The sequence below is a fragment of the Pseudomonas sp. UV AK001 genome, from assembly GCF_046097675.1.
Lineage (GTDB): Bacteria > Pseudomonadota > Gammaproteobacteria > Pseudomonadales > Pseudomonadaceae > Aquipseudomonas > Aquipseudomonas kribbensis.
In genome coordinates this window covers 67,033-91,161 of record NZ_JBJUVZ010000014.1, presented here as the reverse complement: position 1 = coordinate 91,161, position 24,129 = coordinate 67,033, and the positions used below count along the sequence as shown (strand labels likewise).

The 24,129-nt window shown below is 61.1% G+C and carries 21 protein-coding genes, 2 pseudogenes and 1 riboswitch; of the genes and pseudogenes, 11 read left to right on the top strand and 12 right to left on the bottom strand.

Annotated features, from left to right (window positions below):
- Positions 1-379: pseudogene (locus ACKLNA_RS28020) on the top strand (metalloprotease); the annotation flags it as partial.
- A gap of 94 nt (positions 380-473) precedes the next feature.
- On the opposite strand, the gene ACKLNA_RS28015 reads toward ACKLNA_RS28020, so the two are convergent.
- The 5 genes from ACKLNA_RS28015 to ACKLNA_RS27995 all read right to left on the bottom strand — a co-directional run bounded on the left by ACKLNA_RS28015 (position 474) and on the right by ACKLNA_RS27995 (position 9,995).
- Complete coding sequence (locus ACKLNA_RS28015; RefSeq protein ID WP_408987750.1) at positions 474-3,209, bottom strand: LuxR C-terminal-related transcriptional regulator; 2,736 nt, start codon at positions 3,207-3,209, stop codon at positions 474-476.
- Positions 3,210-3,378: 169 nt separating this feature from the next.
- The gene (locus ACKLNA_RS28010; protein WP_119426441.1) at positions 3,379-4,743 is read right to left on the bottom strand and encodes a DUF1329 domain-containing protein; all 1,365 of its coding nucleotides are present in this window, start codon (positions 4,741-4,743) and stop codon (positions 3,379-3,381) included.
- A 28-nt stretch (positions 4,744-4,771) separates the two neighbouring features.
- Entirely contained in the window at positions 4,772-6,661 is a 1,890-nt protein-coding gene (locus ACKLNA_RS28005; protein ID WP_408987749.1) for a DUF1302 domain-containing protein, read from the bottom strand.
- A 319-nt stretch (positions 6,662-6,980) separates the two neighbouring features.
- Entirely contained in the window at positions 6,981-8,663 is a 1,683-nt protein-coding gene (locus ACKLNA_RS28000; RefSeq protein WP_408987748.1) for a fatty acid--CoA ligase, read from the bottom strand.
- A 147-nt stretch (positions 8,664-8,810) separates the two neighbouring features.
- A complete protein-coding gene (locus ACKLNA_RS27995) occupies positions 8,811-9,995 on the bottom strand; it encodes an MFS transporter (protein WP_408987747.1) in 1,185 nt (394 codons plus the stop codon).
- Positions 9,996-10,091: 96 nt separating this feature from the next.
- Here ACKLNA_RS27995 and ACKLNA_RS27990 point away from each other — a divergent pair, with 96 nt between their 5' ends.
- Entirely contained in the window at positions 10,092-10,865 is a 774-nt protein-coding gene (locus ACKLNA_RS27990; RefSeq protein WP_408987746.1) for an AraC family transcriptional regulator, read from the top strand.
- Here ACKLNA_RS27990 and ACKLNA_RS27985 read toward each other — a convergent pair.
- Entirely contained in the window at positions 10,849-11,478 is a 630-nt protein-coding gene (locus ACKLNA_RS27985; protein WP_114885453.1) for a LysE family translocator, read from the bottom strand. The two genes, ACKLNA_RS27990 and ACKLNA_RS27985, sit on opposite strands and share 17 nt — an antisense overlap.
- Before the next feature lie 91 nt (positions 11,479-11,569).
- On the opposite strand from ACKLNA_RS27985, the gene ACKLNA_RS27980 reads away from it, so the two are divergent.
- The 3 genes from ACKLNA_RS27980 to ACKLNA_RS27970 all read left to right on the top strand — a co-directional run bounded on the left by ACKLNA_RS27980 (position 11,570) and on the right by ACKLNA_RS27970 (position 14,403).
- A complete protein-coding gene (locus ACKLNA_RS27980; RefSeq protein ID WP_408987745.1) occupies positions 11,570-12,535 on the top strand; it encodes a 2-hydroxyacid dehydrogenase in 966 nt (321 codons plus the stop codon).
- 33 nt (positions 12,536-12,568) lie between these two features.
- Positions 12,569-13,567 (top strand): methyltransferase, encoded by a 999-nt coding sequence (locus ACKLNA_RS27975; protein WP_408987744.1) that lies wholly within the window; start codon positions 12,569-12,571, stop codon positions 13,565-13,567.
- A gap of 40 nt (positions 13,568-13,607) precedes the next feature.
- A riboswitch (yybP-ykoY riboswitch) is annotated at positions 13,608-13,730 on the top strand.
- Between the two features lie 88 nt (positions 13,731-13,818).
- Positions 13,819-14,403, top strand: a complete 585-nt coding sequence (locus tag ACKLNA_RS27970; RefSeq protein WP_085709323.1) for a TMEM165/GDT1 family protein — start codon at positions 13,819-13,821, stop codon at positions 14,401-14,403.
- 44 nt (positions 14,404-14,447) lie between these two features.
- Here ACKLNA_RS27970 and ACKLNA_RS27965 read toward each other — a convergent pair whose 3' ends face one another.
- A complete protein-coding gene (locus tag ACKLNA_RS27965; protein WP_096822780.1) occupies positions 14,448-15,266 on the bottom strand; it encodes a M48 family metallopeptidase in 819 nt (272 codons plus the stop codon).
- Positions 15,267-15,529: 263 nt separating this feature from the next.
- Here ACKLNA_RS27965 and ACKLNA_RS27960 point away from each other — a divergent pair.
- Positions 15,530-16,816: pseudogene (locus tag ACKLNA_RS27960) on the top strand (HAMP domain-containing protein); the annotation flags it as partial.
- Positions 16,817-16,828: 12 nt separating this feature from the next.
- Complete coding sequence (locus ACKLNA_RS27955; RefSeq protein WP_371850996.1) at positions 16,829-17,671, top strand: methyl-accepting chemotaxis protein; 843 nt, start codon at positions 16,829-16,831, stop codon at positions 17,669-17,671.
- 4 nt (positions 17,672-17,675) lie between these two features.
- Here the strand turns inward: ACKLNA_RS27955 and ACKLNA_RS27950 are convergent, their stop codons facing one another.
- The 3 genes from ACKLNA_RS27950 to ACKLNA_RS27940 are packed head-to-tail and all read right to left on the bottom strand — an operon-like array spanning position 17,676 to position 18,788.
- Positions 17,676-18,299 (bottom strand): SOS response-associated peptidase, encoded by a 624-nt coding sequence (locus tag ACKLNA_RS27950; RefSeq protein ID WP_134828067.1) that lies wholly within the window; start codon positions 18,297-18,299, stop codon positions 17,676-17,678.
- A gap of 36 nt (positions 18,300-18,335) precedes the next feature.
- Positions 18,336-18,596 (bottom strand): putative signal transducing protein, encoded by a 261-nt coding sequence (locus ACKLNA_RS27945; protein WP_085709319.1) that lies wholly within the window; start codon positions 18,594-18,596, stop codon positions 18,336-18,338.
- A 9-nt stretch (positions 18,597-18,605) separates the two neighbouring features.
- On the bottom strand, positions 18,606-18,788 hold the full coding sequence (locus ACKLNA_RS27940; protein WP_085709318.1) for a CPXCG motif-containing cysteine-rich protein: 183 nt from the start codon (positions 18,786-18,788) through the stop codon (positions 18,606-18,608).
- Between the two features lie 142 nt (positions 18,789-18,930).
- Between ACKLNA_RS27940 and ACKLNA_RS27935 the strand changes: the two genes are divergently transcribed.
- A complete protein-coding gene (locus tag ACKLNA_RS27935) occupies positions 18,931-20,094 on the top strand; it encodes a 1-acyl-sn-glycerol-3-phosphate acyltransferase (protein ID WP_178083434.1) in 1,164 nt (387 codons plus the stop codon).
- Between the two features lie 49 nt (positions 20,095-20,143).
- Here ACKLNA_RS27935 and ACKLNA_RS27930 read toward each other — a convergent pair whose 3' ends face one another.
- The gene (locus tag ACKLNA_RS27930; RefSeq protein WP_408987743.1) at positions 20,144-20,416 is read right to left on the bottom strand and encodes a hypothetical protein; all 273 of its coding nucleotides are present in this window, start codon (positions 20,414-20,416) and stop codon (positions 20,144-20,146) included.
- Positions 20,417-20,609: 193 nt separating this feature from the next.
- Here ACKLNA_RS27930 and ACKLNA_RS27925 point away from each other — a divergent pair, with 193 nt between their 5' ends.
- On the top strand, positions 20,610-20,816 hold the full coding sequence (locus ACKLNA_RS27925; RefSeq protein WP_039766399.1) for a hypothetical protein: 207 nt from the start codon (positions 20,610-20,612) through the stop codon (positions 20,814-20,816).
- A gap of 57 nt (positions 20,817-20,873) precedes the next feature.
- Here the strand turns inward: ACKLNA_RS27925 and ACKLNA_RS27920 are convergent, their stop codons facing one another.
- Positions 20,874-21,458, bottom strand: a complete 585-nt coding sequence (locus tag ACKLNA_RS27920) for a YajG family lipoprotein (RefSeq protein WP_114885471.1) — start codon at positions 21,456-21,458, stop codon at positions 20,874-20,876.
- Between the two features lie 191 nt (positions 21,459-21,649).
- Between ACKLNA_RS27920 and ACKLNA_RS27915 the strand changes: the two genes are divergently transcribed.
- Positions 21,650-21,883 (top strand): hypothetical protein, encoded by a 234-nt coding sequence (locus ACKLNA_RS27915; RefSeq protein WP_039766297.1) that lies wholly within the window; start codon positions 21,650-21,652, stop codon positions 21,881-21,883.
- 700 nt (positions 21,884-22,583) lie between these two features.
- Positions 22,584-24,092, top strand: a complete 1,509-nt coding sequence (mqo, locus tag ACKLNA_RS27910; RefSeq protein ID WP_408987742.1) for a malate dehydrogenase (quinone) — start codon at positions 22,584-22,586, stop codon at positions 24,090-24,092.
- The last annotated feature ends 37 nt before the right edge of the window (positions 24,093-24,129 follow it).

The window sequence follows — 24,129 nt, the reverse complement described above, 5'->3', positions numbered from 1 at the left end:
TAACACGATGTTCGGCAACGCCGACAACAACATCCTCAACGGCGGCCTGGGTGCCGACACCATGACCGGTGGCGCGGGCGCCGATACCTTTGTGTTCAGCGCCTTGAACGAGATGGGCATCGGTTCCAACCGTGATGTCATCACCGACTTCAGCAGCCTGCAGGGTGACAAGATCGATCTGACCCAGTTCGACGCCAATCTGCTGACTGCCGGAATCAACGGATTTACCTTCATCGGTGCCGGCGACTTCACCGGTGCAGGACAAGTTCGCTTCGTCGATCATGTCCTTTCGGGTAACGTCAACGGTAATGCCGGCGCGGACTTCGAAATCCAGCTGGTAGGTGTGAACAGTTTCAGCGCCAACGACCTGGTGGCTTGAAGCCAGTGTCAACCCGGCCTGTAAATGGCCGGGTCTGAAAGCAAACGCCCCGACTGGTTCGGGGCGTTTTTTTTCGGTCGTCGTCCGGGTGCGGTCAGCTCAGGACGCCCAGTTCCTTGGCGCGCGCGACCGCCTGCGTGCGTCGCTCCACGCCCAGTTTGCTATTGATATGGCTGGCATGGGTTTTCACCGTGTGCAGGGAGATGAAAAGCTGCTCACTGATTTCCTGATTAGAACAACCCTCAGCGATCAGCCGCAACACTGCCAGTTCTCGACTGCTGAGCTGTTCCGCAGCGACAGACTCCAGGTTGGGGCGTACAACCGAAGGCGGAAAATGCTCAAGCAGTTGTTGGCCGACGGCCGTCGAACCGGCCAGAACCAACTGACCGCGTAACCACTCCGCGTGTTCTTTCACCAAACCATCGAACGGCTGCAATACGCCCCCGGTTGCAGCCTCCAGAGCCTGGCCCAACACTTTGCGCGCCTCCGGCTCGCGTCCGGCGGCCATCAGCAAGGCCACTTTCTGTGTCAATGCCATCACGCTGAGCAATTGCCGACCCGTTCGCTGACCGTTCTCGTGCAAAACATTCAGGCGCCCTTCGGCGAGCATCGGCTGGCCCTGCATCATGTCGAGCAGCGCTTGCTGCAATTCGACGTGCAGCGGCAATTGCGGATGGAACTCCGGGGGCGCCGCCGCACGTTCACCGGTGTAAGTCTGGCCCAGCCGTGCAAGCCAGGCTTCAGCCAGATCGATACGCCCCTGAGCCAGCCACAGTTCACATTTGACCAGGGTGATCATCGCCAGATAATAGATTGGCGGGACGTCCCAGATGTGCATCAGGCGTTCGGCTTCGGCCAACTCGGCGAAGGCCCTGGCAAAATCTCCGCTGCTGCCATCCAGGCGGGCGATCACGCAGTGGCCGATCAGCACGCTGATGTCACGACAGGCCCTGGCTTCAGTCAGGCCCGCCTGCAATCGCGCCCTTGCCACCTGCGGCTGCAACCGCATGGCCAGCAGAAAACCCTCATACAGCGTCAGTCGCGCACGCACGGCGTATAAGCGCTGTGCGGACAACCCGTGCAGGCGCTCCAGCCCTTGGCGCACTTCATCAAGCGCGCGCAGGATTTCGCCGCGCGCCTGCAGGACGCGGGCACGATCGTAATGCGCCAGCGCCTCGAACAAGGGATTGCCGACCCGCTGCGCCAGTTCAAGCGATTCGCGGTTCAAACCCCGTGCACGCCACAGATCGCCATCGGCAATTGCCAGGTTGGACAGGGTCGACAAACACATCAGGCGCTGGCCGTAGCGTTTGGCCGGCAGGCTCTCCAGCGCTTCGCTGCAATATTCGATGGTCTGCTCGCGGTGGCCCCGGCCTCGGGCGATGATGCCCTTGAGCGCCAGCCATTGGGCGAGCATGGATTTCTGTGCGGTGGCCGATGGCGCCGGCAGAAACCGGCTCAGGTGACTGGCGAGCTCTTCGGCCGCATCGAGCTGGCATGCCAGCCCAAGTGCCCAGCTGTACAACACGATCAGGCGCGGCGTGCTGATCAGCAGACTGTCAGGCAAGTCCATTTTCCAGCGCAGCAACATGCCAACGTTCTGCTCGGCGAGCAACTGTTCCTCGGACAGGTTCTGTACCAGATTTGCCGCCACGTCCAGGTGTCCTGCCCGCAACGCCTGCTCGACAGCCTCGTCCAATAGCCCCTGGGCATTGAACCAGCGACAGGCGCGCAAGTGCAACGTGGCAGCCGGGACGATCGCCCGGGCAATCGGCCGACTGCGCAACAGATCGGAAAACAGATGGTGATAGCGATACCAGTGACCGTGCTCATCCAGCGGCACCAGAAACACCTGATGCGCCAGCAGGAAACGCAGAATCTCGGCACTGTCGTGGGCTTCGCGCACTGCGTCGCACAGCTCACTGCAAAAGCGCTCCTGTGGTGCGGTGTCGTAGAGGAAGGCCTGCACCTCCGCCGGCAGGCAGTCGATGACCTCTTCCAGCAGGTAATCACGGATCAGCCCTTCCCCGCTGTTCAAGGCCTGCGGCAACGCTGCGTCATTCCCGGCCTCAGACACGGCCAGCAACCAGAAGCGCAGCCCGGCCACCCAGCCTTCGCTGCGTTGAATCAGGTTTTCCAGGGCTTCACCGCGCAGAGAGCTGCTGTGGCGGTCGAGCAACGCCAGGGCTTCGTCATGGGTCAGGCGCAAATCCTGCTCATGCAATTCCAGTAACTGCCGGGACAGCCGCAGACGAGCGAGATGCCAGTCCGGCCGTTGGCGACTGGTGACCATGACCAGCAGGCCATCGGGCAGATGATTGAGGAAAAACTGCAGGCAACGGTCAAGAACCGGCCCTTGGGCGAGATGGTAATCGTCCAGTACCAGTAACAGCGGCGAGGTCGGCTGCAGGTGCAGTGCCAGCTCATCGAGCAGGCCGTCGAGCCATTCTTCGAAGGCGAACGGCTGATGACGCTGGCGCATTTTCAACAGACCGAGTGCGCGGCTGCCGAGTTCCGGGAAGTAGTCCTGCAGGCCTTCGAGCAGACGTTCGAGAAAGCGCCCCGGGTCGCTGTCCCGGGCGCTCAGTCCCAGCCACAGACTTTGCCAATGCCCCGGCAGACTTTGACAGAACTCCACGGCCAGCGAACTTTTGCCGAACCCGGCCGGGGCGCAGACCAGCAACAGACGTCCACCGAGCCCGGCTTGCAGGCGCTCGCAAAGTCGTGGCCGCAATACGTATCCGTCCGGCAGCGGGGGACGAAAGAAACGTCCGTCCAGTGCCGCGACGGTAACGCTTGCAGGACCCGGAAGTGGGGACAGATCAGTCATGGCCGGCTCTTGTTCGAATGGCTGTTGGCGGCGTAGCAGATGTCCGCAGACTAGCCTTAAACGGCGTGCATATGAAGTTGTTGCTACAAATGGCTACAAAATCACCACGCAAAAAAAAGCCCCGAACCAGTCGGGGCGTTTTTTCGAGGATGCGGCCTCGGATTACAGCTTAGCGGATACCGTCCTGGCCCAGGTTGCCTGGCTGGAATTCGCTCTTGGTGGCAGAGAAGCCGAAGTCATAAGCCTGTTTCTCTTCGTTCTTCATGCCCAGTGCCAGGTAACGACCCGATTGCAGGTCGTACAGGGTTTCCAGCGCGTACCACGGCACTTGCTTGTCGTAGTAGTCCTCGGCATGGGCCTCGGCGACGCGCCACAACTGACCGCGACCGTCGTAGTGGTCGATGACCGCTGCCTGCCAGGTATCTTCATCGATGAAGAAGTCACGTTTGGCGTAGATGTGACGCTGACCCGGTTTCAGGGTAGCCACCACGTGCCAGACGCGACGCAGCTCGTAACGGGTCAGGTCCTGATTGATGTGACCGGCCTTGATGATGTCGGCGTACTTCAGCGTCGGCGAATCGATCTTGTAGCTGTTGTTGGCGATGTACATCTCTTTCTTGCCTTCCAGCTTCCAGTCATAACGATCCGGTGCGCCGTTGTACATGTCGAGGTTGTCGGAGGTACGCAGACCATCCGCGGCAGTACCCGGACCGTCATAGGACACTTGTGGTGCCTGGCGCACACGGCGCTGACCGGTCGCATAGACCCAGGCCTTGCGCGGCTCCTTCACCTGGTCGAGGGTCTCGTGCACCAGCAGCACGGTACCTGCCAGACGAGCCGGCGCGGTCACTTTCTGCTTGAAGTAGAACAGCACGTTGCCCGGGTTGGCCGGATCGTAATCCTTCATCTTGTCGCGGAACACGAACTGGTCCTGGAAATACACCAGGCTGAACGAGCCGTTGGTCTGCGGAGTCGCCTGGGTCACCAGACGGGTCACGCTGCCTCCGCGATATCGGGTGATGTGGTTCCAGATGACTTCCAGACCGTCTTTCGGGATCGGGAACGGGATGGCGGTCTGGAAGTTTTCCAGGCCGTTGCCGCCTGCTACCAGCGTGGTGGTCGTGGCATTTTTCTTGATGGCCGCAAAGACGTCATCCGGCACGGTGGCACCGCGATGGGACGGGTAGACCGGCATCTTGAAGGTATCCGGGTAACGCTTGAACATCGCGTACTGGCCCGGCGCAAGCTTGTCCTTGTACTGGTCGACGTTCTGCGCGGTGATGGTGAACAGCGGTTTCTCACTGCCGTACGGATCGGACAGGAAGCCTTTGCTGTCGACGGTGCCGGCATTCTTCGCCAGCGGCTTCCAGGCCGGGATCGAACCGTCGGCATTGCCCGCCATCTCGGCGCCCATCGGGGTCAGGCTCTTGCCCAGTTTGTCGGCCTCGGCGGCAGGCACTGCCGCCATCACGCTGGTCGCCAGCAGCGAGAGCCCCAGAACACCGGCGTGGAACAGATTCATTGTTATTTTCATAGGTTTGTTCGTCCTGAAAAAACTGCGCTTAGAAGTTCACGCCAACACTGAGGGCAACGAAGTCGCGATCATCCACCGTGCTGTATTCGCCACCAAAGAAGTTGGTGTAGGCCAGGCTTGCGGTGTAGGTGTTCTGGTATTCGGCATCCAGCCCGAGGCTGATGGCCTTGCGGCCTTCCTCGAAGTTGCCGCCAGGGCCCGGGGAGTAACCCTTGACGTCGTGGGACCAGGCCACGTTCGGCTTCAGGTTCACGCCGGCGAACACGTCGCTGTAGTCCCAGATGGCACGAGCGCGATAGCCCCAGGAAGTGGCGGTGGTGAATCCGTTGTTGTCGCAATTGCTGGAGCGGTTGCTGGTCGAAGCACCTGGGCCGGCACCGTTAATGGTCGAGGTGTTGAGGATCTGCGAGCAGGTGTTCAGGCCGCCAGTAGCCGGCAGTTCACCCGGACCGAAGACCGGATCGCGGCCGTAACGGGCCTCGGACTTGCTTTCCAGACCACCGACGTGGGTCACGCCGACTTCACCCACCAGGGTCAGGCGGTTGGCGCCCATCACTTGATCGAAGAAGTGCGTCAGGGTGGTCTGGAACTGAGTGATTTCCTTGCGGTTGTAACCGTGCAGGTCCTGGCCCGGAACGCCATTGAGGATCGAGGCGTTGGTCAACGCGCCGCCCAGCGGACGCACACCGGCGAACAGGATATCGGTGGAGTTCAGTTGCACCGGCGCGTTCGGCCGGTAGCTGATTTCACCGCTCCACGCCGTGCCGGTAGGCAGGGTGGTGGAGAAGCTCAGACCGTAGAGGCGAATGTCCTCTGGATATTCGATGAAGTATTCGGAGTTACCCGCTACCACCAGCGGCCCCAGAGCCTGGAACGGACCTGGCAGTGCCTTGACGCCGTTATAGATCGACTGTGGCGCACCGGTCGCGCTGAAGATCGGCGCACGACTGTGGTAGTTCATGAAGTAGGCACCGAACTCGGTGGCCAGCGGATCGAACATGTACTTGGCGGACACGCCCCACTGCCCGCTGTCCCGTGCGTTGCGGTTCGGCGAACGGCGCACCAGCACGCCTTCCTCGTTGACGTCGACACCGGCGGCCGCCAGCGGGCCGAGGGCAATGCCTGGAATGGTCGAGCGTTTGTTCAGCACGCGCAGGTTGTCGTCGCAACCGGTGGTGACGATGTCAGGCTGGGAGAAGAAGGTGCCGCAGTTGTCAGTCACGGTCTTCTGCCAGTCAATCTGGTAGAAACCTTCGGCCGACAGGTTTTCGGTGATGCTCTGGGACAGGTAGAACATGTTGACCGGGATCAGGCCTTCCTTGATCTCGGCGCCCGGACGGCGGAAGGCGGAAACGTCGATCGGGTTGATCGAGTTGATGCCGCCACCGATGAAGGTACTTTCACCCCAGTTCACCACCTGCTTGCCCAGACGCACCGAACCCGGCTCATCGGCAATGGCGTAGTTGTGATAGATGAACGCATCGAGGATCTGGCCGCCCGAAGAACGGGCTGCCACGTCGCGGTTGTGGTTGCTGACGTCCTTGTATTCCAGGTCCTGGTTCTGCAGCGCGAAGTCGTACCAGTACTTGCCCCGGACAAAGACGCCGGTGTCGCCGTATTTCAGTTCGAGGTCATGGATGCCCTTGAAGATCTTCGAGAAGGCTTGCCCGCTCTTGAAGTTCAAGTGACCGTCGTCGGAGGTCTGGGACAGGCCCCGGCCGCCGTTGTTGACACCAATAAGATCCTTGTTCGGCTGCTGGGTCGACACGCTCATGCCCAGGGAGAGCGAGGAGTCGAACTGGCCTTCGATTTCACCGACGTTGAAGCTGACGCCGAATGCGGGCCCGGCGAGCGTGGAGGCAAGACTGACCGCCAGAGGCAGTTTCGCCCGGCGCCAGAACTGGTTTACTGAGGTCATCGACGCTACTCCATGTGCATTATTGTTATGGCAGTGAGTACTTTTAAAAACGCCTGAAGGACCGGGCGCCAGGAGCCTCCCGAAATCGCTTCAATGTTGCATTGCCCCGTTCTTAAAAATCCTTGAGCGGACTATAGCCAGCAGGTGGTACTGCTTGATCCCTCTAAAGTGTGATTTGCAGCTGCCGGCCACTCTGGAACAGTCCTTTCGCCAGTCCGACACATGTCGGCCCGGCAAGGATGGCTGATTTTTCCGATTTCACAAGCCAAGCGCTTGCTTGGTGGGGCTGGCGCGCCGTTTTCGGCGCGCCAGAGGACACTCAAAGTGTCGAGAGGAAGGTGCTGTTGTTGGCCTGCCATTCAGTGATGTCGAGGCGGATGCGCTTCTTGTCGAGCTTGCCGACACTGGTCTTGGGAATTTCAGTAACAAGCGCGATCTGGCTCGGGATTGCCCACTTGCTCAGGTGCCCCAGTTCCACGAACGGCTTGAGGTGTTCCTTGAGCTCGCGAGCCCCGATGGCGTGCCCTTCGCGGATCACCAGCAGGGCAAACGGGCGCTCGCCCCACTGCGGATCGGCAATGCCCACCACTGCTACTTCACGTACCGCAACGTGACGGCTGATCAGGTCTTCGAGGTCCAGCGAAGAGATCCACTCACCACCAGTCTTGATCACGTCCTTGATCCGGTCGCGGATGTCGATCACGCCCATGCTGTCGAGCGTAGCGACGTCGCCGGTGTGCAGCCAGCCACCGGCCCACAGCTCGGCACCCTTCTGCGGTTCGTTGAAGTAGCCTTCGGTCAGCCACGGTGCACGCAGCACCAGTTCGCCCTGGGTTTCGCCATCGGCCGGAAGGAAATTGCCTTCGGTGTCGACGATGGCCGCTTCGACCAATGGCCCCGGCACGCCGGCCTTGATCCGGTAAGTGGTGCGTTCATCTTCGGTGCCCGCCATCAGCTCGTCGTTCAGATGTGCGCAGGAAACCAATGGTCCGGTTTCCGACATGCCATAGGCCGCCGTCAGTTGAATGCCCTTACTCTTGGCCGTTTCATACAGCGTACGGTTGAGCGCACTGCCGCCGATGACGATTTTCCAGCCGCCGAAATCGGTGCCCTGCGCGCCCTTGGCGTTGAGCACCATCTGCAGGATGGTCGGCACGCAGTGAGAGAACGTGACCTTCTCCTTGCGCCACAGCTCGACGAGGAACTCCGGGTCGTAACGCCCCGGATAAACCTGCTTGAGCCCGAGCATGGTCGCGACATACGGCAGGCCCCAGGCATGCACGTGGAACATCGGGGTGATCGGCATGTACACGTCGTTGGTGCCCAGCAGCCGCACGCTGTCGATGGCGCCCATGATGGTCGACACGCCCATGGTGTGCAGCACCAGTTGCCGATGGGTGAAATACACACCTTTCGGATTGCCGGTGGTGCCCGTGGTGTAGAACGTGGTGGCTACCGAGTTTTCGTCGAAGTCCTGGAAGTCGTACTGAGGGCTTGCGGCCGCCAGCAGTTGTTCGTACTCGCCGAGCAGATTCGGCAGGTCCGCGGTTTTTTCCGGCAGATCGGTCAGCAGCAGGGTTTTCTCCACCGTGGTCAGGTGCGGCGCGATGGCCTGGTACAGCCCGACGAACTCGCTGTTGACCAGCACGAAGCGGTCCTCGGCGTGGTTCATGGTGTAGAGGATCTGTTCCGGCGACAGACGCACGTTGATGGTGTGAATCACCGCGCCGATCATCGGAATGGCGAACATGCATTCGAGGTAGCGATGGCTGTCCCAGTCCATCACCGCCACGGTATCGCCGGCCTTTACGCCGGCTGCCGTCAGTACGTTGGCCAGTCGCGCGACCCGCTCGATCAGCGTCGGATAGCTGTAGCGCAACTGGTCACGGTAGATGATCTCGCGGGTTTTCTCGTAACGGGCGCCCGACATCAGCAGCCGTTTAATCAGCAATGGATACTGGTAGGCCCCTTCGGCGGGCGGAATAACGCGAGTCTGCAACATAAGAATCCCTTTTCTGACTGCACGGTGTTGGCGTTGGAGTTTTCTACTCTAGAACCCTTATACGCCAGCCAAATCAGCCAAAGGAATGATTTGCAGAGCCGTACAAATGCTAGCTTTGCGCCAGCATTTGCCGGTATTCGTCACCGGTCAGGCGGTTTGCCCTACAGCCGCTTCGGAAGGCGTACGTGGGAAAATCGCTGCCGCCAGGAACGTCAAAGCGCCAAACCCGGCCAGAATCAGGTACAGACCCACAAAACCGTGGCGCGGTTCGACATAGGAAATCAGCGGAATCGCCGTCGCACTGGCACCGAACGATAAACAGTAACGCAAGGCAAACACCCGGGACTGCCATTGCGGTGCAACGAAGTTGGCGACCATCGAATCGTTCACCGTCACCTGGCCGAACACCACGAACATGAACGCCGCTCCGAGCGCGATCACCGCCCAGCCATCGACGTAAGCCATGGCATAAAGCAGTGGCGCCTGAAACAGCGTCAGCACCACAAATGGCCATTTCAGACTGACCCGGTGCAGCAATTGCCCGATGCTCAACTGCGCCACCGCACCGAACGCGTACGCCAGGCTCACCACCACGCCGAGGGTCTGCGGCGAGGCGAACAGGTCATGCAAGCGCTCCTGGAACAGCTTTGGATAAGTCATGGTGGTGGCGTTGAAAACCACGCCGCCGGTGGCCGTGGCCAAGGCCAGCACGCCGAATACCATGACCATCGAAATGCGCTGGCCGCCGGCGCCCTTGAGCGCGGTGTGCGGGCGTTTGGGAATCGGCTCCTCGCGCACCTGCAAGGCAAAACCGATCCCCAGCACGATGGCCACGGCACCCGGAATCAGGAATGCCGAACGCCAGCCGAACTGCGCCACCAGCAACCCGGTAATCAGCGCCGAGAACGCCACGCCCAGGTTGCCCCACATGCCGTTGATGCCGATTTCGCGGCCGCGATTCTGCGCATAGGCCACCAGCATCGCCGTGCCGACCGGGTGATAGATCGCGGCAAAAATACCGATCAGGGTCAGGCCGATGACCAGCATCGTCGGGCTGTTACTGAGGCCGGTAACGATTGCCGAAGCACCGATGCCGAAGAAAAACACCAGCATCATCCGCCGCCGGCTCCAGTGATCGCCCAGCCAGCCGGCCGGTAGCGAACACGCGCCGAACGCGATGAAGCCCCCCAGCGACAGGCCGATCAGCGCGGCATAGTCGAGGGCGAAGGCCTGGGTCATGCCGAGCACGGCGGCGGGAAAAATCAGCATGAACATGTGATCGATCACATGGGCTGCGTTGATGTAGCGGATGACATTTCTGGATTGATTCATCGCGGCACGCTTTCTTGTTGGGAACGGATGAGGGTGAGCGCTTATGCTAAGTTGGCGAAAAAGCGCATTCCTGCCATACAAGTCAGTGAACCAGACATGTTAATCAGCCACTTCGAACACGGCCCGGTGAGTGCCTATCCCCGGGATTATCTGGACGGCGCCCACCAGCCTTTGCACCTGCATCGCGAGGCGCAGTTGCTGTACGCGGTGAGCGGGGTGATGCGAGTAGTCACGGCGCAGGGTACGTGGGTGATTCCACCGACCCGCGCGGTGTGGATACCACCGGAGATCGGCCATGAGATCTTCATGTCTGGCGATGTGCAGATGCGTTCATTGTTCATCGCACCCGAGCTGTCGCCGGCCAGCCTGCAACACTGTTGCGTGCTGGCGGTAACGCCGTTGCTGCGTGAGCTGATCCTGCGCGCGGTGCAGGGCCCGCCCCACGCCGACAATCCGCTGATCCAGCAATTGATGCTGGAGGAACTGGCCGGCCTCGAAAACCTGCCGCTGCACATCCCGATGCCGAGCGACCGGCGTCTGCAAAACATTTGCCTGGCGCTGCTGCGCACCCCGGATCATCCCAATACCCTGGAAGACTGGGCGCAGCAGGTCGGGGCCAGCTCACGCACATTGGCGCGGCTGTTCCAGCAACAACTGCAGATGAACTTCAATGCCTGGCGCCAGCAACTGCGCCTGATGGAAGCCCTGCCCCGCCTGCTCGCCGGGGACAGCGTGCAGAGCGTGGCGCGGGATCTGGGTTACGGCAGTGCGCGGGCGTTCAGCGCTATGTTTCGCCGTTTGCTGGGGGACAATCCCCGGGAGTACCTCAACGCCCTGAATCAGCTCAGTTCGATCAATGCATCTCGGTGAACGCGAGCTTCACGCCGATGGCGATCAGCACCGCGCCCATGGTGCGGTCGAACCAGTGGCCCATGCGGGCGAAACCGGCACGCACGCGCTGTTGGCTGAACAGCATCGCCACCAGGCAGAACCAGGTTGCAGTCGCAGCGGCCAGGTAAATCCCGTAACCGGCCTGCACTGCCAGCGGCGTGTGCGGGTTGATCACCACGGTGAACAGCGACAGGAAGAACAGCGTGGCTTTGGGGTTCAGACCGTTGGTCACGAAGCCTGAAGTGAAGGCGCCACGGGCGGTGCGTTCGCCGGCTTCTTTGTGCAGATCGTCGGTCACGGTCTTGGCCGGTTGCGCACGCAGGGCCTTGTAGCCGATGTACAGCAGGTAAGCAGCGGCGGCCCATTTCAAGGCGTTGAACAACACGATCGATTGCGAAACGATCAGGCCGATGCCCAGCAGCGAATAACCGACGTGCAGGAAAATCGCCGTGCCCACACCCAGTGCCGTCCAGGTGCCGGCGCGACGCCCGTGGGTCACGCTCTCGCGCACCACCACGGCAAAGTCCGGGCCGGGACTGGCGACGGCCAGCAGGTGGATCAATGCAACGGTCAAGAACTCGGTCCAGTACATGGGGGCTCCTTTCGGCCAGGCGTAACGTTTTGTTTCATCTGTTAGGCTCGGCAGATTACGCCTTCCCTTCAAAGCACAACAGGTACAGTTGATGACGAACGCCCACCGCGCCGTATTCCTCGATCACCCTTCCCTGGACCTCGGTGACCTTGACCTCGAGCCGTTGCGCGCCTGCTTCAGCGACCTGCAACTGTTCGCCCGGACACTGCCTGCGCAGGTTGCCGAACGCCTGCAAGGCGCGACCGTGGCCATCAGCAACAAGATCCTGATCGATGCCGCCGCCATGGCCGCCAATCCACAACTGAAACTGATCCTGATCACCGCCACCGGCACCAACAACGTCGATCTGGCCGCCGCCCGCGCCCACGGCATCACCGTGTGCAACTGTCAGGGTTACGGCACGCCGTCAGTGGCGCAGCACACGATCATGTTGCTGCTCAATCTCGCCACGCGTCTGGCCGATTATCAAAAAGCCGTCGGCGAAGGCCGCTGGCAGCAGGCTAAACAGTTCTGCCTGCTGGACTATCCGATCGTCGAACTGGAGGGAAAAACCCTGGGCCTGCTCGGGCATGGCGAACTCGGCGGCGCGGTCGCGCGTCTGGCCGAAGCCTTCGACATGCGCGTCCTGCTCGGACAGATTCCGGGGCGCCCGGCCCGGCCGGATCGCCTGCCGCTGGAAGAGCTGCTGCCGCAGATCGACGCTCTCACCCTGCACTGCCCGCTCAACGAACACACCCGCCACTTCATCGGTGCCCGCGAACTGGCGTCCATGAAACCCGGTGCCTTCGTGGTCAACACCGCCCGTGGTGGTCTGATCGACGAGCAGGCCCTGGCCGATGCCTTGCGCAACGGTCATCTGGGTGGCGCGGCGACCGATGTGTTGAGCGTCGAACCGCCAACCAATGGCAATCCGCTGCTGGCCGCCGACATCCCGCGCCTGATCATCACCCCGCACAACGCCTGGGGCAGTCGCGAAGCGCGGCAGCGGATCGTCGGCCAACTGGTGGAAAACACCCAGGCGTTCTACAGCGGTAAGGCGCTGCGGGTCGTCAGTTGATAAACTGCGGCACTTTTTTTCACAGGAGCAGTTATGGATCCGCGCAGTGAAGTACTGCTTCGTCAGGTCGAGTTATTCCAGGGTTCGCTGTTGTTGGCCGGTCTGCCCGCCGACGATCTGCTCGGGCGCCTGCCCAACGCCTTTGGCTGGTGCTGGCATGCCGGCGATCAGGCGGCGCTCAATGCGCGCTTTGAGGGCCGCAGTCATTTCGGCGTGAATGTGCCAGAGCGCGAGTTCGACAGCGCGGTGGTGTTCCTGCCCAAGTCCAAGGATTTGACCGATTACATTCTCAACGCCGTGGCTTCGCGCCTGGCTGGTCGCGAAGTGTTTCTGGTTGGGGAAAAACGCAGCGGCATCGAAGGCGCGTCCAAGCAACTCAACCCGTTCGGCAAACCGCGCAAGCTCGACAGTGCGCGTCACTGCCAGTTGTGGCAAGTAACGGTGGCCAATGCCCCGCAAGCCAAATCCCTGGAAAGCCTGGCGCAGACTTACGAACTGCCGCTGGCCGAAGGCCCGCTGAAAGTCATCAGCCTGCCGGGCGTGTTCAGCCACGGTCGGCTGGATCGTGGCAGCGCCCTGCTGCTGGAACACCTGGACAAACTGCCGAGCGGTCATCTGCTGGATTTCGGTTGCGGCGCCGGCGTACTTGGTGCAGCGGTCAAACGTCGCTACCCGCACAATCAGGTCACGTTGCTGGATGTCGATGCATTCGCTGCCGCCAGCAGTCGCCTGACTCTGGCAGCCAACGGTCTGGAAGCCGAAGTGTTGACCGGTGACGGCATCGACGCCGCGCCGATGGGTTTGAACGCGATTCTGAGCAATCCGCCGTTCCATGTCGGCGTTCACACCGATTATTTCGCCACCGAAAACTTGCTGCGAAAAGCCGCCAAACATCTGAAAAACGGCGGCGAACTTCGCTTGGTGGCGAACAGCTTCCTGAAGTACCAGCCGCTGATCGAAGAGCATCTGGGCGTGTGTGCGATCAAGGCCGAAGGCAATGGTTTCCGGATTTACCGGGCCAAGCGCGGCTGAAAATTAGCACTTGCCGAATGGATTGCGCCTAGGCAGAATCCGCTCCGTCCTAGGGGAGTAGTCTCCCACGAGCGCCATGCTCGTCCGGCATACGTCAACATACTTGATCCTCAGATCATGGCGTATGCGACCCAAGCGTCCGCAGCAGACGGATCGCAGGGTTTGACAAGACCTATGACACGCACACCTTACCCGGGGCGGGAAGGCTGTACGTGTCATAGCCGTGTCGACCCGCCCCTTAGGAAATCCTGATGCTGGACTCGTTACTCGTTCCCACCGCAATCGTTGCCTTGGCCGAAATCGGCGACAAGACGCAACTGCTCGCGCTGATTCTCGCCGCTCGCTTTCGCAAACCCTGGCCGATCATTGCCGGTATCGTCGCTGCGACCCTGGCCAACCACGCGGCAGCCGGTGCGGTAGGCGCCTGGTTCGGCAGTTTCTTCTCCGATGCTGTCCTGCACTGGATTCTCGCCGCAAGCTTCACCGCCACCGCCCTATGGACGCTGGTGCCGGACAAGATGGACGACGATGAAGCCAGCACCGCCCGCAAGTTCGGGCCGTTCCTGACCACGCTGATTGCGTTCTTCCTCGCGGAAATCGGTGACAAGACCCAGATCGCTACCGTGATGCTGGCTGCGCAATACCCGGAACTGTGGCTGGTGATCATCGGCACCACGGCGGGCATGCTGATTGCCAACGTGCCGGTGGTTCTGGCGGGTAACTTTGCAGCGGAGAAACTGCCGCTGACCCTGATCCGTCGCCTGGCCGCCTCGGCGTTCATGATTCTGGCGATCGTCGCGGTGTACAAGGCGATGCAGAGCAGCGGCTGGGTCTGATCCGGCAGATCGCTCCCGCACTCGGTGCGGGAGCGATCATTGCTTCAGGACTTTGGCGCTTTTTCGTAGAGCGGCATGACCTTCGGAATAGCCGCCTGCAACGAGGCGATCCGGCTGGACGACGCCGGGTGAGTGCTCATGAACTCTGGCGGCGCGCCTTCGGACGCCTTGCTCATCTTGTTCCACAGGGTGATCGCGGCGTTCGGGTTGTAACCGGCGCGAGCGGCCAGTTCCAGGCCGATCAGGTCGGCTTCGTTCTCGTTGGCGCGGCTGTTGGGCAGCGTCATGCCGTAGTTGGCCACGGTGTCGGCCAGCGCCAGGCTGTCCTGACCCAGACCGAGCAACGCGCCGGCGCCCTGCTTGGCCATTTCGATGCCATAGGCCTTGGACATCGCTTCACGACCATGCTCGCGCAGGGCGTGGGCGATTTCATGGCCCATCACCGCGGCGATTTCATCGTCGGTCAGTTTCAGGCTGTCGATCAGCCCGGTGTAGAAAATGATCTTGCCGCCAGGGCCGCAGTTGGCGTTGAGCTCGTCACTCTTGATCAGGTTCACTTCCCACTGCCATTGCGCGGCATCCGGACGGAAGTTCGGCGCCTGGGCAATCAAGCGGTTGGCAATCGCCTGAACCCGCTTGGCTTCGTTGCTGGTCTTGTCCAGCACGCCTTTGCTGGACGCCTCGCCAACGGTCTTCTGATAGGACTGGGCATACATCTGGTCGACCTCTTGCGAGGACAGCATGCTGAACATGTACTGCTTGCGCTCCACGCCCACGGCACCGCCGCTGGTGGTGTTGACCGACTGACAACCGGCCAGCAACAGCGCCGCGCTCAGTGCACTTACAACCAATGTCTTGTTCATTCAAAAGCTCCCTGAAAACATGCCGCGTATCCTAGGCGGGTAATTGTATCGACGCCAGATACAACGGACGTGTTGCACCCACTTTCAGAAGGCGCTTGCCGGCCCTGTAGGAAAAAATTCATATCCGCCGACAAGCCCTGCGCGTCTGCGTCGCGCACTGCTCCATTTGCGACATCCGCCTTCAATTGCGCGCACTTCGCCTCATGGCGCAATAGTGGCTGCCGATACAGCAGCGCAGACGTCCTCTTGCGTGCGGAGCTTCCATGAAATTCAAGTCGATCCAGTTTTCCGTGGCCGCCCTGGCCGGCGCCATCGTTCTCAGCGTGGTGGCTGCGCTGGTGCTGTATGCGCTGTTCTCCGGCGCCCGCACCCAAGAGATGGTTCAACAACGAACCCAGGACCAGTTCGAACAAGTCATCGAACAGCGCCTGACTTCCCTGGCACAGACCCAGGTCAGCCAGATCCAGCGCGAGCTCGAAGCGCCGCTGCTGATTGCCGGCGGGCTGGTGCGGGTCAACGCCCTGCTCGGCACCCCTGGCGCCGATGGCCAGCCGCGACTGACCGTCAGCCGCGAGCAGCTGATCAGCCTGATCAAGGAAAACGTCGAGAAGAACCCGAAGATTCTCGGCACCTACATCGGCTGGGAAAAAAACGCACTGGACCACAATGACGCGGCCTACGTCGGCACCAGCGTGGTCGGCATCGACGCCGCCAACGGACGCTTCCTGCCGTGGTGGTTCCGCAATGACGACGGCACTCTGGGCCTGGACAAACTGGTGGACGTCGACGACCAGAAAGTCCTGTCCACCGGCGTGCGCGCCAGCGAGTACTACCTGTGCTCGAAAGAAACCAAAAAATCCTGCGTGATCGATCCGGCGCCCTACAAGGTCGGCGACAAGATCGTCATGCTCGCCTCCTTCATTGAACCGATCATGCTCAACGGCGCCTTCCAGGGCATCGTCGGCGCCGACCTGTCGGTGAACTTCATCCAGGAAATGCTCCTGGGGGCGAACCAGAAACTGTACGGCGGCGCCGGGCAAATGGCCCTGATCGGCGGCAACGGCCGGATCGTCGCCTACACCAAGGACCCGAGCAAATTCGGCGAGAAGGTCAGCGACATCCTCGACGCCCAGCAGATTGCCAACATGGCCAATCTCAAGCGCGGCGAAGTGACCTATTCCGTCAATAAAGAGGCGGGCCGGATCGAGTTGTACCTGCCGTTCGGCATCGGCCAGACCGACGCACGCTGGACCCTGATGCTGCAACTGCCGCTCAACGCGGTGATGGCCGATCTGCAAAAGCTGCAAGGCGACCTCGACGCCCAGCGCAAATCCGACACTTTCGGCATGGCCATGGTCGGCCTGCTTATTGCCGGACTCGGCCTGCTGGTGATCTGGCTGGTGGGGCATGGCATCGCCCGCCCGCTGAAGCAAATGGTCACCATGCTCGATGACATCGCCCAGGGCGAAGGTGACCTGACCCGTCGCTTGAGCAGTGACCGCAAAGACGAACTCGGTTCAATCGCCAAAGGCTTCAATACCTTCCTCGCCAAGCTGCAGGCGATGATCACGCAGGTGGTGTCGTCGGTGCAGAGTGTCAGCGACTCCTCGGAACACACGGCCGACATCGCGATCCGTACCAATATCGGCATACAGAAACAGATGGCCGAGATCGATCAGGTCGCCACCGCGGTGCAGGAAATGACCGCCACCGCGCAGGACGTGGCGCGCAACGCGACCCAGGCCGCGCAAGCCGCCAGCCATGCCGATCAGGCCGCCAGTCAGGGCATGCAGATCGTGCGCGATACGTCGAATTCGATCGGTGTGCTGGCCGTGGAAATCGGCAAAGCGGTGGACGTGGTGCAGACCCTGGCCAAGGACAGCGAGAACATCAACGCAATCCTCATCGCCATTCGCGGGATCGCCGAGCAGACCAACCTGCTGGCCCTCAACGCGGCGATTGAAGCGGCTCGCGCTGGTGAACAAGGACGTGGTTTTGCGGTGGTGGCCGACGAGGTGCGCAACCTGGCGCAGAAAACCCAGAAGGCCACCGAAGAAATCCAGAGCATGATCCAGCAACTGCAACAGGGCACCCGCGATGTGGTGCGGGTCATGGAAGACAGCCAGAACCGCACCGACGAAAGCGTGCAGCACGCGGCCAAGGCGGCCGAAGCGCTGGAGACCATTACTCAGGCGGTATCGGTGATCAACGACATGAACACCCAGATCGCCAGCGCCGCCGAGGAACAGAGCGCGGTGGCCGACGACATCAACCGCAACGTGATCAACATCGGTCAGGTGGCGAACGAAGTGGCCGGAGGGGCGGATGAGTCGAGCTCGGCGAGTGCGGACCTGACCAAACTGGCGGAGCAGCAGCGGCGGTTGATCAATCAGTTCAAGGTCTGACCGATCACGCCGGGGTCAAACACTCCGGCCCGTTGAGTTTCGGATCATTGACCAGGTTCGCCAGCACCCGCTCGCGCAAGGCGGCGGGTTCGCTGGCGAGCAGGCCTTGCAGGACATGCAGCGGCGTCTCGGGGTCGAGCCATGCCGCCTGCCCCGCCTCGTCGAGAATCAACGGGCGGCGCTGACTCGCCGCCGGCTGGGTAATCACCGCGGTACTGAGCCAGACCTGCTCCTGCACCGGATACGCCTCCCAGATCGCCGCAAAAAACAGCGAAGCCCCTTCTCCCGGCGTCAGCCAGTACGGCTGTTTGCGCACATTGCCGCGCCATTCGTAGAAACCGTTGGCCGGCAGCAGGCAGCGACGCAGGCGCAGGGCCTCACGAAACATCGGTTGTTCGGCCACGGTTTCGGCCCGGGCGTGGGCCGGGGTGCGCGACAAATCAGTCAGCCACGGCGGCGTCAGGCCCCAACGGGCGCGGGCCAGGGTGCGCTGGCCGTCAGGCTCGGCACGCAGCATCAACACCGAATCGTTGGGGGAAATGTTCCACTGCGCCTGCTGATCGGCGGGAAAACCTGGCAGCGCCGCGAAGTCGCGGTTCCAGCGAAACAGGGCATAACGTCCACACATGGGGCAGCACGACTCAAGAATAAAACGAACGCCAGCCTAACAGACCAGCGTACCGGGGAAGCTCTCCGGTTCATCGCCGGGCAGCGGCAGCGCGGCATTGTACGCGCTGATCAGTTCGCGGGCGTATTCGGCCTGATCGTTCTCGACCGAAAGCCCCAGCAGGCCGAAGATCGGCAGCTCGCCGGTACCGCCGAGCAGATCGCGCCCGACCAGATGCGCCTCGATGCCTTCGCTGGCAAGCATGCCCTTGAGCATTTCGCCTTCCATCAGGTTTTCCGGCTCGTAGATTCGCTGCATGGGCGCACCTCACTCGTTTTCGCTGAACACTTCCAGAAACCAGTCCTGGCCATCGACCTGCAACACAAAGGTGATCGGCCGGCAACACACCTGACAGTCTTCGATATAGGTCTGATCACCCGCCGACAGATCCACTGTCGTCTCGACTTCCTCCCCACAGTACGGACATTCATACAGTGCGCTTTCCAGCATCGCGGTCTCCCGGGTGACTTGTGCGTATAATCGCCGGTCTATTTGCAGGGCTAATTTTGTCTGGCTACTTTTTCAGACCGTGCCCCGTTGGTTTTCGATCAAAACCTTTACTTACCCTAGCCGTTTCCAACAAGAGAGCATGATGGGCGAATTCGATGCCATCCGACCTTACGACGACAGCGAAGTACCTGCGGTACTGGCAAGACTGCTCGGCGACAAGGCGTTTCTAGATATCCTCACCCACTTCCGCTTCCCGCGTTTCGCCGGTGCCTTCGGCTGGATGCTCAAACCACTTATAGCCCATCGGCTGCGTCGTGAGTTCGCCGACGTGACATCGGTGGCGACGTTGCAGGACAAGGTCGAGTTCTACGTCGACCACACCATCGAGCGCGCCACCGACGGCGTGACCTACACCGGTGTCGAGCAATTCAAGTCCGGCAGTGCCTATCTGTTCATCGCCAACCACCGCGACATCGTGATGGACCCGGCCTTCGTCAACTACGCCGTGTACCACGCCGGCCTGCCGACCCCGCGTATCGCTATTGGCGACAACCTGCTGCAAAAGCCCTTCGTCAGCGACCTGATGCGCCTGAACAAGAGCTTCATCGTGCACCGCTCGATCACCGGGCGCCGGGAGAAAATGGCCGCGTACCAGTTGCTGTCGGCCTACATCAACCACTCGATCCGCAACGATTGCGCCTCGATCTGGATCGCCCAGGCCGAAGGCCGCGCGAAGGACGGCGACGACCGTACCGAGTCGGCGATCCTCAAGATGTTCCACATGAGCCGCAAGGACGAGCCGTTCGGCGAGGTCATCCAGTCGCTGAACCTGACGCCGGTATCGATCAGCTACGAATACGACCCGTGCGACCAGGCCAAGGCCCGCGAGCTGTACATCCGTGCCACCACCGGCACCTACAGCAAGGCGCCGGGCGAGGATGACGTGAGCATCGCCAAGGGCATCACCGGCTACAAGGGCCGGGTGCACGTGAACTTCGCCGCGCCGATCACCGAACTGTTCGAAGACACCAAGCAACTGGCGGTCGAGATGGACAAACAGATTCTCGGCGGCTACCGGTTGTTCCCGGTGCATTACCTGGCGTACGCACAGTGGGCGGATGCCGATCCGCAGTTGAACGTGCCGAAGGCTGCCGACGTGTTCGGTGCCGAGGAACTGGCCAAGGCCCAGGAAGAATGGCAAAGCCGTCTGGACGCCTGCCCTGAGGAGCATCGTCCGTATCTGGTGCTGCAATATGCGACGCCGGTGCGCAATCAGTACCGGGTCAAGGCTGGCTTGCCGCTGTAAGCGGTTTCGAGCGGATACAAGAACGGCGCCTTCGGGCGCCGTTTTTCGTTCAGTAGCGGGTACTGAACCAGGAAATCAGCAACGCCAGTCCCAGACAGGCGAAACCGAAACGATAGAAAAACCGGTTCATGCGCAGGGTCGCCCAGTCCAGTACCGGCTCTTGGTCAGGCTGGCTCTGGCGCTGGGCCGCGATACTGGCCATCGCCCGTTGCTCACGCCGACGGGTCGCGTGCAGCAGCCAACTGCCCGGGAAGGCCAACAGCAGGGCCAGCAGGTTGATCAGTTTGGCGGGATGGGCGGTAAACAGCGTCATCAAGTGCATCACAGACCTCAATCTAAACCGGAATGGCGAACGCCAGACCGACGACCGCGGCGCGGATTCTACCGAAACCCTCCCCCACTGCCCTACCCTTTGCGACAAATTACCCATCAATCGACCGATGGCTGTCCTGTGTCACGGCATCGTCATTTGTTTCGGCCACCCTGCGCGCCTCGAAACGTAAACGGAATGCGACATGCTTCACGCTGAAAACCAGGATCGCCTGTACCTCATCTCCCCGTCCGACGAACAACAGACCCTCGTCGGCAGCCTGGCCTTCAATGTTCAGGACCGTCACTGGCTGGTGTATTGCGCCCTCGGCGGACACCAGCATGCGGACTTGCCCGAGACCGATCTGCTGACAGGTGTCAGCGTCCTCGACTTCTACTCGCAAGCCGCCTGAACGAAAAAAGCCCGGGGCCATCGCTGGCCCCGGGCTTTTTCACATCTGACGCATGCATTATTCGGCGAGGATCTGGCCTATGCTCGGATCCTTGAACACACGGGTCAGCGCGTCGCTCAGCACGTCGCTGACCAGTTTCGTGTTGGTTTCCTGGTTCGGCGCCATGCCGAAACGCTGGTCCAGTGAGGCACCGTAACGGCCGCTGTAGCGACGGTTGCCGCTCTGCACGTCGGAGCGGAAGGTCGCACCGATGGTGGCTTCGGTCACGTACATGCCTTCTTTCGGCGACTGGTATTTCAGTTCAGTCAGGGTCACGGTCAGTTGCGGAGCATTCATCGCACCGTTGGACGGGGTGAAGCCCAGCAGACGCACGGCCGCTTCGGCCTGGGCCTGCAACTTCGGCACGATCTGCTCACGCTGTACGGTGATGGCGCTGGTTTCCGGGTACAGGCCACCGCGGGTGCCCAGGGTTGGCGACGGACGACCGTCGACCACGCGAACCACCACAGGCTGGCCATGTCCGACCGGTGCCAGCTGAGTGGTCAGCTTCGGTTCCGGGCTCAGTTGTTGCGGGCTGTGGGCGCAGCCAACCAGGGTCAAACTGGTCACAGTGATCAAACCGAACAACAGGCGTTGCAACATGCTCTTCTCTCCAGAATCAGGCACAGACAGGCCCGCAGTATAGCGGTGGGCCACTGCGGGTCACCAGCTTTGAAATCTCAGACAAACCCCGTCACGCGCGGTTCCTGTCACAGATTGTTCACCGCCCTTACATGTGCGCTTCACGGTCTTTTGACAATCTTCGTCACAGATCTCCAGAAGGAACACACACCATGCGCTATCTGATCTCGTTGTTTGCTCCACGCCCGCTGCACCGCAGCTTCGCCCTGCTCGACCGCAACGGCCATTGCCAGGCCTTCAAGCAGTGCAGCCTGCAGCCAATGGGTGACGGCTGGGTCGAAATCGAGGAAATCCGCCTCAACTGGCTGCACCAGCCTTTGCCTGCCAGTGCCCGGGTCGAACAGCAGCGCCCTCGCGCACGTGCCCAGGCGATGTTGAGCATCTGACCGGATGCCTAATAAAAGTCATTAAACTCGACCAACTCCCCGCATTTCTTCGATACAATCTCCCCCCGATTATAAGGACGTCTCCTGATCGGGCCCCGCAACAGCGTCAATGCGCTTGCATTGGCATCCAAATCGCCCACAGAGAGCCGCCCACACAGATCGAGTGAAGCTGGCGTGCTTGCTGTTTCCCTGGCAAATCCCCGCTTTTCGCGAATCTGCAGAGCTGTCATGACGCTCGGTCACTGAGTTGTTTGCCCCTCCGGGCACGGTGCCAGCCGGGACAGCCCTTTTTGAGGTTCACGTCTTCAAAAGAGCGTGAAAAAAACGGGTTTTCACAACTTCACAAGAGTGTGGCGAGCAAATGAATAGTTTTGCGTCTGAACATGCACCATTAGCGTCTGAAACAGCCCAACGACACAGGAACGGGTACGCCTCGAATACCGGAGCCTGAAGCCTGTCCGCTACGGATTTGGTTGCACAAACGGATGTCTCGACCATAAGTCGAATTGCCAGCCACGTGCTGAAATGAGTTCATGTGACTCTTGAAGCCAGGCCGCACGCATCCGTCGAAGTTGCGAAAAATTGCGAAGATTCGGACATGGCAAACCTGGCCATGGGTACCTGGGGCGTAACTGACCTGCCCCGGACACCTGGCAGCCATGCCGACAATTTGGTGCTGCAGATTTTGGAGACGCGTTAAATGGCGCATAACGAAGCAGTCGACGTAGTTCTGGTTGGGGCCGGCATCATGAGTGCCACCCTTGCAGTGCTGCTCAAGGAACTCGACCCGGCGATCAAGCTGGAAGTCGTCGAACTGATGGATTCCGGTGCCGCGGAAAGTTCCAACCCGTGGAACAACGCCGGTACCGGCCACGCCGGCCTCTGCGAGCTGAACTACACGCCGCAGAATGCCGACGGCACCGTCGACATCAAGAAAGCCGTACACATCAACACCCAGTTCGAGGTGTCGAAGCAGTTCTGGTCGTACCTGACCAGGAAAGGCACGTTCGGCTCGTGTAAATCCTTCATCAGCCCGGTGCCGCACCTGAGCTACGTCGAGGGTGAAAAAGGCGTTTCGTTCCTCAAGGAACGCTTCAACACGCTGCACAAGCATCACGCCTTCGCCGACATGGAATACACCGAAGACAAGGCGAAGATGGCCGAGTGGATGCCATTGATGATGCCGGGCCGTCCAAAGGACCAGGTGCTCGCCGCCACTCGCGTGATGAACGGTACCGACGTCAACTTCGGCGCGCTGACCAATCAGTTGCTCAAGCACCTGACCAGCGCCCCGGATGCCCAGGTCAAATACTGCAAGCGCGTGACCGGTCTGAAGCGTAACGCCAATGGCTGGACCGTCAGCATCAAGGACGTCAACAGCGGCAGCAGCCGTGAAGTCGACGCCAAATTCGTGTTCCTCGGCGCCGGTGGCGCGGCCCTGCCGCTGCTGCAGGCCTCGGGCATCGAAGAAAGCAAAGGCTTCGGCGGCTTCCCGATCAGCGGGCAGTGGCTGCGTTGCGACAACCCGGAAGTGGTCAAGCATCACCAGGCCAAGGTTTACAGCCAGGCGGCGGTGGGTTCGCCACCGATGTCCGTGCCGCACCTGGACACCCGCGTGGTCGACGGCAAGAAGTCCCTGCTGTTCGGGCCATACGCCGGCTTCACCACCAAGTTCCTCAAGCACGGCTCCTTCATGGACCTGCCGCTGTCGGTTCGCGCCGGCAACATCGGCCCGATGCTGGCCGTGGCCAAAAACAACATGGACCTGACCAAGTATCTGGTCAGCGAAGTGATGCAGTCGATGGAACAGCGCCTGGAATCCCTGCGTCGTTTCTACCCGGAGGCGAAAGCCGAAGACTGGCGCCTGGAAGTGGCCGGCCAACGGGTGCAGATCATCAAGAAAGACCCGAAAAAAGGCGGCATCCTGCAGTTCGGTACCGAACTGGTGGCCGCGAAGGACGGCTCCCTCGCCGCCCTGCTCGGCGCTTCGCCAGGTGCTTCGGTGACCGTATCGATCATGCTGGAACTGATCGAGAAGTGCTTCCCGGCCAAGGCCAAGGGTGAGTGGGCTGCCAAACTGGCGGAAATCTTCCCGGCCCGTGAAAAGGTCCTGGAAACCGACGCTGCGCTGTATCACAAGATCAATGCGCACAACAACGTCGCGCTGGAACTGGTTGAAGCCAGCAACGAGACCGAAAGCTACGCCTGATTCGGCTCCATGAAAAACGCCCCGCACTCAGTGAGTG

Bases quoted from the DNA above. Each gene is read 5' to 3' on its own strand.
- ACKLNA_RS27970 (WP_085709323.1), top strand. From the start codon at position 13,819: ATGCTGGACTCGTTACTCGTTCCCACCGCAATCGTTGCCTTGGCCGAA.
- ACKLNA_RS27925 (WP_039766399.1), top strand. From the start codon at position 20,610: ATGCTTCACGCTGAAAACCAGGATCGCCTGTACCTCATCTCCCCGTCC.
- ACKLNA_RS27955 (WP_371850996.1), top strand. From the start codon at position 16,829: ATGATCACGCAGGTGGTGTCGTCGGTGCAGAGTGTCAGCGACTCCTCG.
- ACKLNA_RS27980 (WP_408987745.1), top strand. From the start codon at position 11,570: ATGACGAACGCCCACCGCGCCGTATTCCTCGATCACCCTTCCCTGGAC.
- mqo (WP_408987742.1), top strand. From the start codon at position 22,584: ATGGCGCATAACGAAGCAGTCGACGTAGTTCTGGTTGGGGCCGGCATC.
- ACKLNA_RS28015 (WP_408987750.1), bottom strand. From the start codon at position 3,209: ATGACTGATCTGTCCCCACTTCCGGGTCCTGCAAGCGTTACCGTCGCG.
- ACKLNA_RS27940 (WP_085709318.1), bottom strand. From the start codon at position 18,788: ATGCTGGAAAGCGCACTGTATGAATGTCCGTACTGTGGGGAGGAAGTC.
- ACKLNA_RS27930 (WP_408987743.1), bottom strand. From the start codon at position 20,416: ATGCACTTGATGACGCTGTTTACCGCCCATCCCGCCAAACTGATCAAC.
- ACKLNA_RS27915 (WP_039766297.1), top strand. From the start codon at position 21,650: ATGCGCTATCTGATCTCGTTGTTTGCTCCACGCCCGCTGCACCGCAGC.
- ACKLNA_RS27950 (WP_134828067.1), bottom strand. From the start codon at position 18,299: ATGTGTGGACGTTATGCCCTGTTTCGCTGGAACCGCGACTTCGCGGCG.
- ACKLNA_RS27995 (WP_408987747.1), bottom strand. From the start codon at position 9,995: ATGAATCAATCCAGAAATGTCATCCGCTACATCAACGCAGCCCATGTG.
- ACKLNA_RS27975 (WP_408987744.1), top strand. From the start codon at position 12,569: ATGGATCCGCGCAGTGAAGTACTGCTTCGTCAGGTCGAGTTATTCCAG.
- ACKLNA_RS27935 (WP_178083434.1), top strand. From the start codon at position 18,931: ATGGGCGAATTCGATGCCATCCGACCTTACGACGACAGCGAAGTACCT.
- ACKLNA_RS28005 (WP_408987749.1), bottom strand. From the start codon at position 6,661: ATGACCTCAGTAAACCAGTTCTGGCGCCGGGCGAAACTGCCTCTGGCG.
- ACKLNA_RS27990 (WP_408987746.1), top strand. From the start codon at position 10,092: ATGTTAATCAGCCACTTCGAACACGGCCCGGTGAGTGCCTATCCCCGG.
- ACKLNA_RS27920 (WP_114885471.1), bottom strand. From the start codon at position 21,458: ATGTTGCAACGCCTGTTGTTCGGTTTGATCACTGTGACCAGTTTGACC.
- ACKLNA_RS27985 (WP_114885453.1), bottom strand. From the start codon at position 11,478: ATGTACTGGACCGAGTTCTTGACCGTTGCATTGATCCACCTGCTGGCC.
- ACKLNA_RS27945 (WP_085709319.1), bottom strand. From the start codon at position 18,596: ATGCAGCGAATCTACGAGCCGGAAAACCTGATGGAAGGCGAAATGCTC.
- ACKLNA_RS27965 (WP_096822780.1), bottom strand. From the start codon at position 15,266: ATGAACAAGACATTGGTTGTAAGTGCACTGAGCGCGGCGCTGTTGCTG.
- ACKLNA_RS28010 (WP_119426441.1), bottom strand. From the start codon at position 4,743: ATGAAAATAACAATGAATCTGTTCCACGCCGGTGTTCTGGGGCTCTCG.
- ACKLNA_RS28000 (WP_408987748.1), bottom strand. From the start codon at position 8,663: ATGTTGCAGACTCGCGTTATTCCGCCCGCCGAAGGGGCCTACCAGTAT.